At 65.8% G+C, this 14,817-nt stretch carries 13 protein-coding genes; 5 read left to right on the top strand and 8 right to left on the bottom strand.

Annotated elements, in window-relative coordinates; all coding sequences use genetic code 11:
* Positions 1-60: 60 nt before the first annotated feature.
* The gene (locus AC1RT8_RS10840; protein WP_493076125.1) at positions 61-948 is read left to right on the top strand and encodes an FAD:protein FMN transferase; all 888 of its coding nucleotides are present in this window, start codon (positions 61-63) and stop codon (positions 946-948) included.
* A 7-nt stretch (positions 949-955) separates the two neighbouring features.
* Here AC1RT8_RS10840 and AC1RT8_RS10835 read toward each other — a convergent pair whose 3' ends face one another.
* Entirely contained in the window at positions 956-1,342 is a 387-nt protein-coding gene (locus AC1RT8_RS10835; RefSeq protein ID WP_493075649.1) for a RidA family protein, read from the bottom strand.
* Between the two features lie 163 nt (positions 1,343-1,505).
* Between AC1RT8_RS10835 and AC1RT8_RS10830 the strand changes: the two genes are divergently transcribed.
* Together AC1RT8_RS10830 and AC1RT8_RS10825 are read left to right on the top strand one after the other, a co-directional pair.
* Complete coding sequence (locus AC1RT8_RS10830) at positions 1,506-2,447, top strand: alpha/beta fold hydrolase (RefSeq protein WP_493075648.1); 942 nt, start codon at positions 1,506-1,508, stop codon at positions 2,445-2,447.
* Positions 2,448-2,623: 176 nt separating this feature from the next.
* The gene (locus AC1RT8_RS10825; protein ID WP_493075647.1) at positions 2,624-4,930 is read left to right on the top strand and encodes a TonB-dependent receptor; all 2,307 of its coding nucleotides are present in this window, start codon (positions 2,624-2,626) and stop codon (positions 4,928-4,930) included.
* Positions 4,931-5,022: 92 nt separating this feature from the next.
* On the opposite strand, the gene AC1RT8_RS10820 is transcribed toward AC1RT8_RS10825, so the two are convergent.
* Positions 5,023-6,291, bottom strand: coding sequence for an alpha-hydroxy acid oxidase (locus tag AC1RT8_RS10820; RefSeq protein WP_493075646.1), 1,269 nt, complete (start codon positions 6,289-6,291; stop codon positions 5,023-5,025).
* Between the two features lie 137 nt (positions 6,292-6,428).
* Here AC1RT8_RS10820 and AC1RT8_RS10815 point away from each other — a divergent pair, with 137 nt between their 5' ends.
* Entirely contained in the window at positions 6,429-7,319 is an 891-nt protein-coding gene (locus tag AC1RT8_RS10815) for a helix-turn-helix domain-containing protein (RefSeq protein ID WP_493075645.1), read from the top strand.
* A 28-nt stretch (positions 7,320-7,347) separates the two neighbouring features.
* On the top strand, positions 7,348-8,118 hold the full coding sequence (locus AC1RT8_RS10810; RefSeq protein ID WP_493075644.1) for a FadR/GntR family transcriptional regulator: 771 nt from the start codon (positions 7,348-7,350) through the stop codon (positions 8,116-8,118).
* Between the two features lie 28 nt (positions 8,119-8,146).
* On the opposite strand, the gene AC1RT8_RS10805 is transcribed toward AC1RT8_RS10810, so the two are convergent.
* The 6 genes from AC1RT8_RS10805 to hutI form a co-directional block, all read right to left on the bottom strand.
* A complete protein-coding gene (locus AC1RT8_RS10805; RefSeq protein ID WP_493075643.1) occupies positions 8,147-8,830 on the bottom strand; it encodes a Fe2+-dependent dioxygenase in 684 nt (227 codons plus the stop codon).
* Between the two features lie 63 nt (positions 8,831-8,893).
* Complete coding sequence (locus AC1RT8_RS10800) at positions 8,894-9,478, bottom strand: HutD/Ves family protein (RefSeq protein WP_493076124.1); 585 nt, start codon at positions 9,476-9,478, stop codon at positions 8,894-8,896.
* A 14-nt stretch (positions 9,479-9,492) separates the two neighbouring features.
* The gene (gene hutU, locus AC1RT8_RS10795; protein WP_493075642.1) at positions 9,493-11,160 is read right to left on the bottom strand and encodes a urocanate hydratase; all 1,668 of its coding nucleotides are present in this window, start codon (positions 11,158-11,160) and stop codon (positions 9,493-9,495) included.
* Positions 11,157-11,966, bottom strand: coding sequence for an N-formylglutamate deformylase (gene hutG / locus AC1RT8_RS10790; protein ID WP_493075641.1), 810 nt, complete (start codon positions 11,964-11,966; stop codon positions 11,157-11,159). Before hutG ends, hutU begins: the two co-directional genes overlap by 4 nt.
* A gap of 100 nt (positions 11,967-12,066) precedes the next feature.
* Positions 12,067-13,599, bottom strand: coding sequence for a histidine ammonia-lyase (hutH, locus tag AC1RT8_RS10785; RefSeq protein ID WP_493075640.1), 1,533 nt, complete (start codon positions 13,597-13,599; stop codon positions 12,067-12,069).
* On the bottom strand, positions 13,596-14,807 hold the full coding sequence (hutI, locus tag AC1RT8_RS10780) for an imidazolonepropionase (RefSeq protein ID WP_493075639.1): 1,212 nt from the start codon (positions 14,805-14,807) through the stop codon (positions 13,596-13,598). Before hutI ends, hutH begins: the two co-directional genes overlap by 4 nt.
* Positions 14,808-14,817: the final 10 nt, after the last annotated feature.

Here is a 14,817-nt window from a genome sequence, read left to right as displayed (position 1 = left end):
GCGGAGTCGTTCCGGCGGCGTGACGCCGGGGCGGCCGTCGACCTGTTCGGCGGCGAGACGATGGGCACGAGCTGGTCGGCGCGGGTCGTCTCCGCCCGACCGGCCGCTGACGTGCGCATGGCGATCAGGCGCGCGCTGGACGGCGTGATCGCCGAGATGAGCAACTGGGAAGCCGAGTCCGATCTCTCCCGGTTCAATCGCGCGCCGCTCGGCGCGTGGCAGGCGCTGCCGGCCGATCTTGCCCAGGTGCTCGACGCAGCGCTGGCAGTCGCCCGCACCAGCGGCGGGGCGTTCGATCCTACCGCCGGCGCGCTGGTCGGCCTCTGGGGGTTCGGGCCTTCGGGCCGGGGCGAGCTGCCGGCCGAAACCGATCTTACCGCCGCCCCTGTCGGCTGGCAGAGGGTGGAGCGATCCGACAAGCACGCACGGCGCACCGCCGATGTGCAGATCGACCTGTCGGGTATCGCCAAGGGATTCGGGGTCGACGCGGTGGCGCGCGCATTGCGTAGCCTTGGCGTCAACGACTTCCTCGCCGAGATCGGCGGCGAGCTGATCGGGTCCGGGGTCAAGCCGGGCGGCGACCCCTGGTGGGTAGAACTCGAGGCACCGCCCGGCGCGAGAATCGCGCCCTTGCGCGTGGCGCTGCACGATCTCGCCGTCGCGACCTCGGGCGACTATCGGCGCTTCTTCGAAACCGGCGGGCGGCGTTACGCCCACACCATCGACCCACGAACCCGCCGCCCCGTGGCGAACGGTGTCGCCTCCGCCACCGTGCTTCACCCAAGCTGCATGCTGGCCGACGCCTGGGCGACCGCGCTGACGGTGCTTGGACCGGACGAGGGTCTGGCGCTTGCGGTCAACGAGGGCCTCGCCATGCGCCTGATCGTGCGGGACCGGTTCGGATACCGCGAGATCCTGTCGCCCATGCTCGGCGAGATGCTCGGCTAGAGGTCGATCATTCCGGAATATAGGCCGTCGTCTCGATCTCGATCAGCATGCCGGGGACGAAAAGACGCGATACCTCCACCGTTGTGGAGGTCGGAAAAGGACCATCCCCATAGATGCTCTTGCGATAGTCCATCGCGGGCATGAGGGCGTCGAGATCGGTGACGTACATGGTTTCCCGGACGATGTGATTGTGGCCGATCGAAAACCGCGCGAGTGCTTCGCCGATCCGGGCATAGATCACCCGCATTTGCGCCGGGAGGTCGCCGGGATGCAGGAGACCAAAATCCTCGTCGAGGCTCCCCGTGCCCGACACATAGACGGTGTTCCCCGCACGAATGGCCTGAGTGTAGCCGAACTTGCGCTGAAGTGCCTCCCAGCCATGGAAGACGTCCACTCTGTCGCCATTCATCCTGCCTCGCCTCCGCCCTGCTGAAAGCCGCCCGGGCCGCGAACGCGAGCGAGTGACGGCACCATTGCCGATATAGCGAGCCAAGGGGCGCTCGTCTTTGCATACCAACCATAAGGCTGTGCAGATCGTCCGTCAGCCAGGACGAATGTTGCACCAGACCTTGTCACTGGGCAGGCTTTGTCACCGGGCCGATGCGGAAGGTCGATTGCACTCTTCCACTCAGCCGACCGACAGGAGTCGATCACGAATGATACGCGGGAGATTCGAGACATCGGACGATGTCGGCCTCGATTATATCGACCAGGGCGCAGGCCGCCCGCTGGTGCTGGTGCATGGGTGGTCCCAGACGGCCGAGCAGTTTTCCCGTCAGGTCGACGCGCTGTCCGCAACCTGCCGCGTCATCGCCTATGATCATCGCGGGCACGGCGCATCCGATCGCCCGGACCATGGTTATCGAGTCCACAGACTCGCCGCGGATTTGCGTGAGTTCCTGATCGGCCTTGAGCTTTCGGACGTGGCGATCCTCGGTCATTCTATGGGCTGCTCGGTGATCTGGGCCTATCTCGACTTGTTCGGTCCCGACCGGCTTTCCCGCCTGATCCTGGTCGACGAGCCGCCTTGCCTCACGGTCAACGAGCAATGGGATGAAGAGACCCGGGCGGCGGCCGGGGCGCTGTTCACCCCCGATGGCGCAATGGCGCTGTGCAATTCCCTGGCGCAGGATGAGGACGGCACGGTCAGGGACGGCCTCATGGGCAGCATGCTCACGCCGGAATGCCCGGACGATATCCGGATATGGATGATGGCGTGCAATCGCAGGATGGACCATCGCCACGCCGCTGAACTGATGCGCAATCACGCAAATCTGGACTGGCGCGACGTGATTTCGCGGATTCGCCTCCCCACGCTCGCGATAGGCGCTCATGCCAGCCTGGCCCCGGCGACATGCATGCCATGGGTGGCGTCGCAAATTCCGGGATCACGCCTGGAAATGTTCCAGGCCGACGAAGGTGGAAGTCATTTCATGTTCGCCGAGAACCCGGACAAGTTCAACGCGCTGGTCCTTGACTTCCTTGAGGCCCGAGATTGACGACTGGCGAGATTGATCGCGATACCGAGCGCGATCTATAAGTCATACTCACTCTATAATGCCGATCTGCATAATATATGTGACACGACGCAAAGCATCCCTTTTAGATCTCGTCTAAAGACACAAGACAGGATGCTGTATTCCGATGGAAACAGCTACTCGGAAAAGGGGAAGACATGCATTATAATCGCCATTTTCTTGCATTATCCGTGTCGCTGATCGCGCTGACCGCGACGCCTGCTCATGCGCAAACCTCGGCCGTTGCCGCGCCTTCCGAGGCTGCCGCAGATGCCATCGGCGACATCGTCGTCACCGCCCAAAAGCGGACCGAGCGCCTCAGCGACGTTCCGGCGTCGATCTCGGTCGTGGGTGGAGAGGAGATCGCCCGGAGCCGGATCACGACCGCAAGCGATCTGGTCGGGCTCGTTCCCAATTTGCAGACGAATGGCGCGATCGGCAACAGCCAGCCGATCTACTCGATCCGCGGCGTGTCGATGAACGATTACAGCCTCAACCAGAACGCCCCGATCGCGGTCTATTATGACGAAGTGTACAAGGGCAATGTCGGCATTTTCGGCATCGCTTATTATGATCTCGAACGGGCGGAAGTCCTGCGCGGTCCGCAGGGCACCTTGTACGGGAAAAACGCGACCGGCGGCGCCGTCAACCTGATCACGCGCGCGCCGAAGTTCGAAACGGAGGGCTATCTCACCCTCACCGCCGGCAATTATAATCGGTTCGAGGCGCAGGGCGCGGTCCAGGCGCCGCTTTCGGATACGGTTGCGGCCCGCATTGCCTTCACCGTCGCAAGGGCGGACGGCTGGTTCGAGAACCTCCTGCCCGGCCAGCCCGAGCAGCAGCAGACCAGGAACTGGGCGGTGCGCGGGTCGCTGCTCTTCCAGCCCAACGACACATTCTCGGCGATCCTTCGGGCATCCACCAGTTACGAGGACCCGATCCACACCGGCATTTACGCGGAGCCCGGGCCCGCCGGCATTGGTGCGGGGGTGTATGGCCTTTTCCATGCGATTGACCCGGCGCTCAACCCCCGGACCGACTATTTCCCGCAGCCCGGGATGAGCCGCCGCAGCAACGAAGCCAATTTCGAGAGCCGCGACAGGAACCGGACCTATGCCGTCGCGCTCACCGCCAAATACCAGTTGAGCGATACGCTGGAGCTCACCTCGATCACCTCCTATGATCGCGGAACCTTCTCCTACGCCGAAGACGCCGATGGTTCGCCGCTGAGCGTGTTCGAGGACACCTTCTACGACAAGGCCAGCCAGTTCACGCAGGACCTGCGCATCACCAGCAAGGGAAATGCGCCCTTCCAGTTCCTGGCCGGCGCCTATTATTTCGACGAGACGGTTTTCAATATTTCGACGATCAGGCTGTTCCAGGACATCGATGCCAATCTCGATGGCGCGCTCGACCATAATGACTGTCTGGATGCCTTCCCGATCGGCTGCGACGTCCGCAACAAGCTTGACCAGAAGAAGACCAGCGCCGCCGTCTATGGCGACGCGAGCTACAAGCTGTCCGACAGTGTCACGCTACGCGGCGGTCTTCGCTACACGCACGATACCGCGCGCCTCTCGAATTTCTACAGCCAGGCCTATGGGACTGACGGGGTGCTGGTGCTGAACCTCATTCCGGGCAGCGCCACCGATCTGTTCGCGACCACCGGCCGGCATTTCACCAACAGCAACGTCTCCGGCAAGATCGGCCTCGACTTCAAGCCGAGCCCGGACACCCTGCTCTATATGGTGGTGTCGCGCGGCTATCGGGGCGGCTCGTTCAACGGACAGGCCTATTTCGCCGATGAGGAACTCTCGACCACCAAGTCCGAAATCGTCACTGCCTATGAGATCGGTGCGAAAACCGCGCTGTTCGACCGGCGCCTGCAGCTCAACGCGTCGGCTTTCTATTACGACTATCAGAACCAGCAGTTCATCGACGTCGATCCGGTCACCGGCGCGCAGCCACTCGTCAATCTTCCCAAATCGAGGATTTTCGGCGTCGAGTTCGAGATTCTGGCAAGGCCGGCCAAAGGCGTGAGGATCAACGGCGGAGCCGGCTTCCTCGACACGAAAATCCTGGAGGGAACGCTGGGCGGCAACGACGTGAGCGGCAATTCGATCGTCAACGCACCCAGTTTTTCGGCGAACGCGGCATTCGACTGGGACGTCATCGAGGGATCGTGGGGCCAGGTATCGCTCCACCTCGACGGCAATTATTCGGGCAAGCGGCAATTCGACCTGCAGAACCGGCCAAGCACCACCCAGAAGCCCTATGCCATCGCGAATGCGCGGCTGGGCTGGAAGAGCAGCAGCAAGCGCTTCGGCGTCGACCTGTGGATGCGCAACATCACCGATACCTTCTACTCGACCGACCGGATCGACGTCACCAGCGGTTTCGGATTCGTCTATAATCGCGTCGGCAATCCGCGGACCTTCGGCGCCACCCTCAACGCCAGTTTCTGATAGGTCCGGCAACGAAAGGGTGGCGAGCCTCCAGCTCGCCACCCTTTTTTCTCGTGCGCGTGATTCGAGGAACGAAACTGACCGCCGACGACCTATGCGGTCATGATCGCGCTTCGATCGAGCATTGATGCGGTCGTGGCGCCGGCGAGCATCATCGTCCGCTCCATCTCGTCGCGAAAGATATCGAGGACTCGCCCCACCCCTGCTTCGCCGGCCGCCGCCAGGCCGTAGAGATAGGGCCGGCCGATCGAGCAGGCCGTCGCGCCGAGCGCGAGTGCGGTGACGATGTCGGAACCGCGCCTGATGCCGCCATCACAGATGATCTCCGCCTTGCCCTGAACGGCTTCCGCATGCCTGGAGATGAGATCGACCGGCGCCGGCGCCACGCCGAGCTGGCGCCCCCCATGGTTGGAAAGCATGATGGCGGTGGCACCGCGATCGATCGCGCGGCGTGAGTCGTCCGGCGCCATGACACCCTTGACCGCGAGCGGACCGCCCCAGAGATCGGCCAGCTGCTCCAGGTCGCGCCAGCCGATGAAGGGATCGAACTGATCCTCGATATAGCGGAAGAGCGAAACCGGGCCATTGGCCAGGCCGTCGACCCGGTGCGCGACATTGGCGAAGTTGAAGCGCTTTCCGCTCAGCGCGCCGAGTGCCCAGCGCGGGTGGGCCGCAAAACTCATCAGGCTTTTCAGGCCGAGGCGCGGCGGCAGACTGAGGCCGTTCGCCCTGTCCCGTTCGCGATTGCCCGCCACCGGCGTATCGACGGTGAGGACAAGCGCGTCATAGCGGTTCTCGCGCGCCCGCTCGACGAACTCTCGCGTCAGGCCCCGGTCCTTGAAAATGTAGATCTGGAAGAATTTCGGGCCCGCGCTCGCCTCGGCGAGTTGCTCGATCGAGGTCGTGCCCATGGCCGAAAGGCAATATCCGAGGCCGCGCTTCGCGGCCGCCCTGGCCACGGCCAGCTCGGCATCGTCATGAAACATGCGCGTGAGGCCGGTGGGACTCAGGATGAGCGGAAGCGACAGGGTAGTTCCAAGAACGCGCGTAGCAAGCTGAACATCTTGCGATATGTTCAGCGCCCGCGGGATAATGGCGTAGTTGCGAAAAGACGAACAATTCCGGTCCCGGGCAATCTCGTCATCAGCGCCGCCGTCCATATAATCGAAGATTGGCCCGGGAATGCTGCGCTTCGCTATCCTGCGGGCATCCTCAACATTTCGCCAGGACTGAACTGACAAGGCTACCGCTCCAGGAAAATTGCATTGTGTCTTGGCGATTGACCAAGACCTTCCGACGCCGGGGGTCAAGGGGACGCCCGCGAATGTGCGGCCACGCACAAAATCAATGACGACGCGCATAGAAACGGGCGGCGTTGACAGGCTTACATATACTAGAGGTATGTTGCACCTATGGTATAGGTTTGATAGTCTGAAGCCTGGGAATCGGGGCAGCCACTGGCGGGATCCCCAGTTGCACGGCCGGTTGGGGAGTTGCCATGAACGTGATGACCGCATGTCTGCCCATCGACCGCAAGACGCCGCTATTCGAACGCGACGACGCGGCAGCCGGCGCGCTCGACACATTCTGTCCGGAACTCGTGATCGCACATCGCTGCGATGCGGCCACGATCCATCGCCTCCTCGGCCAGGCGGACGACGACATCATCATCCTGGCGATACTGAGCCAGCCTCAAGCCAGCCAGCTGATCCTGGCTGTCGCCGACTCGATCGAGGCGAACGAGAGAGCGGCCGAGTTCATGAGCCGCGGGATCGTATTGTGCGCGGCGTCGCGGTTCTGGCTCGAAGAGGAATGCGGGGACGGTCTCTCGACGGGCGACGAACTGCTGCCCGAAAGCGGATCCTATTTTCTCGATGTCGACACCACACGTCTTGCGCATGACGTGATGCGCTCCCCGATGAAGGGACGGGTGGGCGCGCTTTACCAGAATGCGAAATGCCGCGAGCTGATCTGCAGCGCGATGTATCAGCTATTCTCCGGAAATCTCGTGCCCGTCGGAAGCGATGCGCTGTCGATCGAGGATACGCGCCGCCTGATCGAGGCACGCCGCTTGATCGCGACCAATTTCTCGAAAAAGCTCACTCTCGGCTCCATCGCGAAGGCGTGCGGGTTGAACCGGACCAACCTCGCCCGGGGCTTCAGGGAGCTGTTCGACTGTTCGATTGCCGAAGCGCTGGCGGAGCGGCGGCTGAACTGGGCGTCGACCGAGCTTGTCGCCGGAGCAATGTCGATTTCGCAGATCGCCTATTCAGCGGGATATCTGAGCCATGCGAGTTTCTCGCGCGCCTTTGCCAAACATTATGGCGTATCCCCCAGGCAATGGCGGCGGCTCGAAAATGGCGATGGCTCGCAACCGCCCGCTTGCTGAGCTATTCGGGGCACATATCAGAGCGGGAATGGGCGATTTCGGCATGAATTCTGTGAGTGCGATACTTCCGCAAGCTGAGGCGGAGAGCGAGCAATCCGGAAGTCTCGTGCATCGCGCCATGCACGGCCTCGCGGCGTTCATCAGCGAACGCGGCCTGGTCGTCGGCGATCGGCTCCCCGGCGAGGCGGAACTCGCCGACCAGATGGGGGTGAGCCGGACCGTCATTCGCGAAGCCGTGCGCGGCCTGTCCGTCCTGGGCATCGTCGATATCGGCAATGGCCGCAAACCGCGGGTCGCGGCCGCCACGGCCTTCCCGTTCGTCATGTCGCTTGCCCATGCCACACAGACCGGACAGATCACGGTCGAGCAGATCTGGGAGGCGCGCAGCTGCATCGAGATCAAGGCGGCAACGCTGGCGGCGACGTTTCGGACCGAGGCCGAGGCGACCAGGCTGCTCGACCTCGCGCGACGGATGGGGGAATGCGAGGATCATGCCGAGGGCATGACGGAACTCGAACTCCAGTTTCACCAGCTGATCGCGGTGGCGAGCCGCAACATGCTGTTCGAGCATCTCCTGGCGTCGTTCGCCCCGCTTCTCGCCAGCGCGGTGCCGGCGGCCTGGAGCACGCGAAAGACCTATTCCGAACGGGATGAGGTCATCGAAATGCACACGGGCATCGCGACGGCCATCGCCATGCGCGATCCCAAGGCCGCGGCGCGCGCCATGGAACGCCATTTCAGCCGCGCCGTCGGGTACCTGCTGCAGGCACGGTATCAACCGTCGGTAACGTCGCTCTGACGACCGCGGCGCAATGCCGCATCCCGCCCTAGGCATCGGCCCAGCGGCGCAGCAGATTGTGATAGACGCCGGTCAGTTGCACTACCGCCGTATCGTCCTGCCCGCGGTCGCCCGCGACGGCCTGCACCGCCGAATCCAGGTCGAACAGGATGTTGCGGGCGCTCTCGTCGCGGACCATCGACTGGATCCAGAAGAAGGACGCGACCCGCACGCCGCGGGTGACCGGCGTGACATGATGCCGGCTCGAAGCGGGATAGAGCACCATGTGCCCGGCGGGCAGCTTGACCTTCTGTTCGCCGAACTGCCCCTCGATCACCAGCTCGCCGCCGTCATAGCTGGCGGGATCGGCGAGGAAGAGCGTCGCCGACAAGTCGCTGCGGATGCGGAAGTCGCTGCCGCGCCGGATGCGGATCGCATTGTCGACATGGGTGTCGAATGCCTGCCCCTCGCCATAGCGGTTGAACAGGGGCGGGAAGACCTTGAGCGGCAGCGCCGCCGCGACGAACAGGGGCGAGGCCGACAGCGCATCGAGCACCATGCCGCCGGCGCGGCGCGCCGCATCCGACTCCTCGGGGAGCTGTTCGTTACGCTTGGCGAGCGCCGACTGGTGGCCCGAGGTGACATTGCCGTCGATCCATGCCGCCGCGTCGATGATCGCCAGCACCTCGGCAAGCTGCTCCGGCGTCAGCAGATCGGGAATGGCGATCAGCATCGCGCGTCCCGGCGGGTGGATGTGACGACGCGCAAGCTGGGACCCCTTCGGTTGAGAGTTCGGCTATTGCGAACGGTTATCAATGTCAATGCGCGCATGAAACCGGATCACGAAGCTCGGTACATTGCTGCTGACCGCGATGTCGTCCGGGACGGGACGTTCGAACAGGATCGCGTCGAAGCGGGCCAGCGCGTCGGTCCTGGTACCGCACCTTACCGTCGCATCGCCGGTGGCGACGATCATCATCCACGCCTCCTCGCCGCCACGGACCTGCGCCGTCCCCGCCGACAGCCGCTCGACCGCCGCCGTGCAATGGCCTCGGCGCGCCATCACGTTGAGATCCCGGACCTCGCCGTCGATCGGCGCCCCCCAGGCGGGCACGTCGGCGGGAAAGGCGAAGGGAGTCGCCACCGCGTCGAGGCGCTGCTCCGGCATGCCCGCCACCGCCAGCGAGAGCGCGCCCTCCAGCACCGACAATATCCGGTCGATCCCGGGAAAGTCGGAGAAAGGCCCGGCATCCCGCACCTCGGCGATACTCACCCGCCAGACGAAATCGTCCAGGCTCGCGTCCGGCGGGAAGGTGGCGACCTCCGTCGTCACCCCGCCGCCATTGCGCCACGGCATCTGGCGACGCGCCGCCGCCCGCAGGAGCCGATGGCCGGTCAGCCGAGGATTCCCGGCAGATCGAGGCCCTTCTCCCGCGCGCAGTCGACCGCGATGTCGTAGCCCGCATCGGCGTGGCGCATCACGCCGGTCGCCGGATCGTTCCACAGCACGCGCTCCAGCCTGCGCGCTGCCTCTTCGGTGCCGTCGGCGACGATGACCATGCCGGCATGCTGCGAATAGCCCATACCGACCCCGCCGCCATGGTGCAGCGACACCCAGGTCGCGCCCGACGCAGTGTTGAGCAGCGCGTTGAGCAGCGGCCAGTCGGACACCGCATCCGAGCCGTCGCGCATCGCTTCGGTCTCGCGATTGGGGCTGGCGACCGAGCCGGAATCGAGATGGTCACGTCCGATGACGATCGGCGCCTTGAGCTCGCCACTCGCCACCATCTCGTTGAACGCCATGCCGAGCCGGTGGCGGTCGCCGAGCCCCACCCAGCAGATCCGCGCCGGCAGGCCCTGGAACTTGATCCGCTCGCGCGCCATGTCGAGCCAGGTGTGAAGCGCCCTGTTGTCGGGCAGCAGCTCCTTCACCTTGGCGTCGGTCCTGTAGATATCCTCGGGATCGCCCGACAGTGCGACCCAGCGGAACGGGCCGATGCCCCGACAGAAGAGCGGGCGGATATAGGCGGGGACGAAGCCGGGAAAATCGAACGCGTTCGCGACGCCTTCGTCCTTGGCGACCTGGCGGATATTGTTGCCGTAATCGACCGTTGGCACGCCGGCCGCCTGGAAATCGAGCATCGACCGGACATGCACCGCCATCGAGGCCTTGGCCGCATCGATCACGGCCTGCGGATCGCGCTCGCGGCCCTGTGTCCAATCCTCCAGCGACCAGCCTTTGGGCAGATAGCCGTTGAGCGGGTCATGGGCCGAGGTCTGGTCGGTCAGCAGATCGGGGCGCACGCCGCGAGCGAACAGCTCGGGCAGGATCTCGGCCGCATTGCCGAGCAGGCCGACCGAGACGGGTTTGCCGTCGGCCTTTGCCTGATCGAGAATCGCCAGCGCCTCTTCGATGGTATCGGCCGAACGATCGAGATAGCCGGTGCGCAGCCGCATCTCGATCCGGCTCGGCTGGCATTCGATCGCGAGGCAGGAAGCGCCGGCCATCACCGCGGCGAGCGGCTGCGCCCCGCCCATGCCGCCAAGCCCGGCAGTCAGCAGCCAGCGGCCCTTGAGATCGCCGGCATAATGCTGGCGGCCCATTTCGACGAAGGTCTCGTAGGTGCCCTGAACGATGCCCTGGGTGCCGATATAAATCCAGGAGCCGGCGGTCATCTGGCCGTACATCGCCAGGCCCCTGCGATCGAGCTCGTTGAAATGCTCCCAGGTCGCCCAGTGCGGCACGAGGTTGGAATTGGCGAGCAGCACACGCGGCGCATCGCGGTGCGTGCGGAACACCCCGACCGGCTTGCCCGACTGGATCAGCAAGGTCTCGTCATCCTCGAGCCGGGTCAGCGCCGCGACGATGCGGTCATAACTTTCCCAGTCGCGCGCGGCGCGGCCGATGCCGCCATAGACGACCAGCTCCTCGGGCCGCTCGGCGACATCCGGATGGAGGTTGTTCATCAGCATGCGCAGCGGCGCTTCGGTCAGCCAGCTCTTGGCGGTGAGCGTCGTGCCGGTGGCGGGGCGGATGATGCGGCTGTTGTCGAGGCGAGTCATGCGGCGTCCTTTTCGGCGAAGGCGAGGCACGCCTTCAGGATGCGGGTGAGCGGCGCGCGAAGGGGCGCGGCGGGATCGAGTTCGGTGGGCCAGGTGTCGGGAGTCGGCGTTTCGGGCTCGGCCATATAGCCGCGCATCGCCAGCTCCATCTGGATGGCGTGTATGCCGTCCGACGGGCGGCCATAATGGCGCGTAGTCCAGCCGCCCTTGAAGCGGCCGTTGAGGACGTGGCTCAGGCCGGACGCGGCGCATTCGGCCTCGACTGCTTCGGCCAGTGCCGGATCGCAGCTCGCACCCGAGAAGGTGCCGATGTTGAACTGGGGAAGCTCGCCGTCGAACAGCCGGGGAATATGGCTGCGGATCGAATGGGCGTCGTAGAGTATGACCTTCGGATGCGCGGCGCGCAGGCGGTCGAGTTCCGCCGCGACCGCCTGGTGATAGGGATCGAACCAGCGCGACCGGCGGCGGGCGATCTCCTCGCCATCGGGTTCGTGGCCTTCACGGTAAAGCGGCTCGCCGTCGAAGGTCGTGGTCGGGCACAGCTCGGTCGTCGCCTGCCCGGGGTAGAGAGATGCGCCCGAGGGATCGCGGTTCACGTCGATCGCGCTGCGCGAGATGGTGGTGCGCACCGTCGTCGCGCCGAGATCGGCGGCGAAATCGTAGAGTTGGTCGATCCACCAGTCGGCGTCGCGGCGCGCCAACCAGGGAGAGACGAAACCGGGTTCGATCTCGGAGGGGATGTCAGTGCCGGTGTGGGGAAAGCTGACGACCAACGGTGCGGGACCGCGTTGGATTTGCACGCTCATGCGGGCACCTCGCTCCCTTGTGCTCCCGCGAAGGCGGGAGCCCAGTCTGGGTCCCCGCCTTCGCGGGGACACAAGGAATGGAAGAGGTCGACAAAGGCGCTCATGTAGCGACGCCCGGTAGCGCGACGTTCACAGCCTCGATCAGCGCACCCGATCGGATGATCGCGTTGGCCGCTTCCATGTCGGGGTGCATGTGGCGGTCATGGTCGAGCCAGGGCACCTCGCGCCGCAACCGCGACCGGGCTGCCTCGAGTGCGTCGGACGAGGTGAGCGGCGCGTGGAAGTCGCAGCCCTGCACCGCGGCGAGCAGTTCGATGGCGATCACCGCGCCGAGATTCTCCGCCATGTCGAGCAGGCGGCGGGCGCCGTGCGCGGCCATCGACACATGGTCCTCCTGATTGGCCGAGGTCGGGATAGAATCCACGCTTGCGGGATAGGCGCGCTGCTTGTTCTCCGAGACCAGCGCCGCTGCCGTGACCTGCGGGATCATGAAGCCGGAATTGAGCCCGGGCCGCGGGGTCAGGAAGGCCGGCAGGCCGGACAAGGCAGGATCGACCAGCATCGCGATGCGGCGCTCGGCGATCGACCCGATCTCGCAGAGCGCAAGCGCGATCATGTCGGCGGCGAAGGCGACCGGCTCAGCGTGGAAATTGCCGCCCGACAGCGCTTCGTCGGTGTCGGGGAAGATCAGCGGATTGTCGGAGACGCCGTTCGCCTCGTCTTCCAGCGTCTCGGCAGCCTGGCGCAGCAGGTCGAGCACGGCGCCCATCACCTGGGGCTGGCAGCGCAGGCAATAGGGATCCTGCACGCGCTCGTCGCCGGTCGCGTGCGATGCGCGGATCGCCGAGCCCGCCATCAGGCTGCGCAGCGCCGCCGCCGTCTCGATCTGCCCGGCATGGCGGCGGAGCGTGTGGATGCGCGGATCGAACGGGGTGTCGGAGCCCTTGGCCGCCTCGGTCGAGAGCGCGCCGGTGACCAGGGCCGACTGGTGCAGCCGCTCCGCCTCGAACAGGCCGGCCAGCGCATTGGCGGTCGAGAATTGCGTGCCGTTGAGCAGCGCCAGGCCTTCCTTCGGCCCGAGCGTCAGCGGCGCGAGGCCGGCTGCGGCGAGCGCATCGGCTGCGGGCAAGCGCTGGCCATCGACCAGGATGTCGCCGACGCCGATCATCGTCGCGGCCATGTGCGCGAGCGGCGCAAGATCGCCCGAGGCACCGACCGAGCCTTGTCCCGGGATCACCGGCGTGAGCCCCTGTACGAGCATGGCTTCGAGCAGCGCGACCGTCTCCGGTCGCACACCCGAGGCGCCCTGGGCGAGACTGGCGAGCTTCAGCGCGAGCATCAGGCGGACGACCGGCACCGGCGAGGGTCCACCCGTGCCGGCGGCATGGCTCAGCACGATGTTGCGCTGGAGCGTGGCGAGATCGCATGCCTCGATCCGCACGCTGGCGAGCTTTCCGAAGCCGGTGTTGATCCCGTAGACCGGCTCGCCCCGGGCAAGGATGCGCTCGACCGCGGCGGCGCTCGCGGCGATCGCGCCGGCGGAGGCGGGATCGAGCCGCACCTCGGCCCCGCGATAGATGGCGCGCCACGCGCCCAGCGGCACGGCGCCGGGCTTCAGGATGATCGCGCTCATAAACCACTCCAGATACGGGCATGGAGCGGGTTGAAGCCCATGCGATAGACGAGTTCGGACGGGTGCCCCACATCCCAGATGGCGAGGTCGCAGGCCTTGCCGGCTTCGAGCGTGCCGACCTCTTCCTGCAGGCCGAGCGCGCGGGCGGCGTTGACGGTGACGCCGCGCAGGCATTCGGTGACGGTCAGGCGGAACAGGGTCGCGCCCATGTTCATGACGAGCAGTAGCGAGGTGAGCGGCGAGGTCCCGGGATTGCAGTCGGTCGCCAGCGCGACCGGCACGCCGGCAGCACGGAGGTCCGCGATCGGCGGCAGCTTCGTCTCGCGCACGAAGTAGAAGGCGCCGGGCAACAGGGTCGCCACGGTGCCGCTCCGCGCCATCGCGGCGATGCCGGCCTCGTCGAGATATTCGAGATGGTCCGCGGACAAGGCGCCGTAGCGCGCGGCGAGCGCGGCGCCGTGGAGATTGGACAATTGCTCGGCGTGGAGCTTGACCGGCAGGCCGTATGCGGCGGCGGCGGCGAAGACGCGTTCGGTCTGCGCCGCGGTGAAGCCGATGCCTTCGCAGAACGCGTCGACCGCGTCGGCGATGCCAGCCACAGCGGGGATCATCGAGTCGCAGACCAGGTCGACATAGCCATCCGGGTCGCCGGCATATTCGGGCGGGAGCGCGTGGGCGCCAAGGAAGGTGGCGCGGATGCGGACGTTGCGCGCTTCGCCCAATGCCTTGGCCGCGCGGAGCATCTTGAGTTCGTCGTCGAGCGTCAGGCCGTAGCCCGACTTCACTTCGACCGTGGTAGCGCCCTCGGCGATCAGCGCGTCGAGGCGGGGGAGCGCGGTGGCGACCAGATCGGCCTCGCTCGCGGCGCGGGTCGCGGCCATGGTCGAGCGGATGCCGCCGCCGGCCCGCGCGATCTCCTCATAGGTTGCCCCGTCGAGCCGCATCTCGAACTCGCGGGCGCGGTCGCCGGCATGGATGAGATGGGTATGGCAGTCGATCAGGCCCGGGGTGATCCAGCGGCCTGCACAGTCGATCGTCTCAGCCGCGTCGAAGGCCGGCGCCTCATCAGCTGGGCCGGCATAGGCGATGCGCCCATCGCGCGCCGCGACGACACCGTCCTCGACCAAGCCCAGCCCCTCGCCGGCGCAGGTCATCAGCCGGGCATTGCGCCACAGCCGGTCGCAGCGGGGATGGTCCGGAGTCGTCATGCGATACAGA

It is taken from the genome of Sphingomonas sp. GW821-FHT10F11 (genome assembly GCF_058809095.1).
The sequence above is the reverse complement of the archived record's forward strand: the minus strand, read 5'-3'. Positions and strand labels throughout refer to the sequence as shown.

Excerpts from the sequence above, each read along its gene's own strand:
- AC1RT8_RS10840 (WP_493076125.1), top strand. The coding sequence starts at position 61 with ATGGGCACGAGCTGGTCGGCGCGGGTCGTCTCCGCCCGACCGGCCGCT.
- AC1RT8_RS10825 (WP_493075647.1), top strand. The coding sequence starts at position 2,624 with ATGCATTATAATCGCCATTTTCTTGCATTATCCGTGTCGCTGATCGCG.
- AC1RT8_RS10820 (WP_493075646.1), bottom strand. The coding sequence starts at position 6,291 with ATGCGCGTCGTCATTGATTTTGTGCGTGGCCGCACATTCGCGGGCGTC.
- AC1RT8_RS10815 (WP_493075645.1), top strand. The coding sequence starts at position 6,429 with ATGAACGTGATGACCGCATGTCTGCCCATCGACCGCAAGACGCCGCTA.
- AC1RT8_RS10810 (WP_493075644.1), top strand. The coding sequence starts at position 7,348 with ATGGGCGATTTCGGCATGAATTCTGTGAGTGCGATACTTCCGCAAGCT.
- AC1RT8_RS10805 (WP_493075643.1), bottom strand. The coding sequence starts at position 8,830 with ATGCTGATCGCCATTCCCGATCTGCTGACGCCGGAGCAGCTTGCCGAG.
- hutU (WP_493075642.1), bottom strand. The coding sequence starts at position 11,160 with ATGACTCGCCTCGACAACAGCCGCATCATCCGCCCCGCCACCGGCACG.
- hutG (WP_493075641.1), bottom strand. The coding sequence starts at position 11,966 with ATGAGCGTGCAAATCCAACGCGGTCCCGCACCGTTGGTCGTCAGCTTT.
- hutH (WP_493075640.1), bottom strand. The coding sequence starts at position 13,599 with ATGAGCGCGATCATCCTGAAGCCCGGCGCCGTGCCGCTGGGCGCGTGG.
- hutI (WP_493075639.1), bottom strand. The coding sequence starts at position 14,807 with ATGACGACTCCGGACCATCCCCGCTGCGACCGGCTGTGGCGCAATGCC.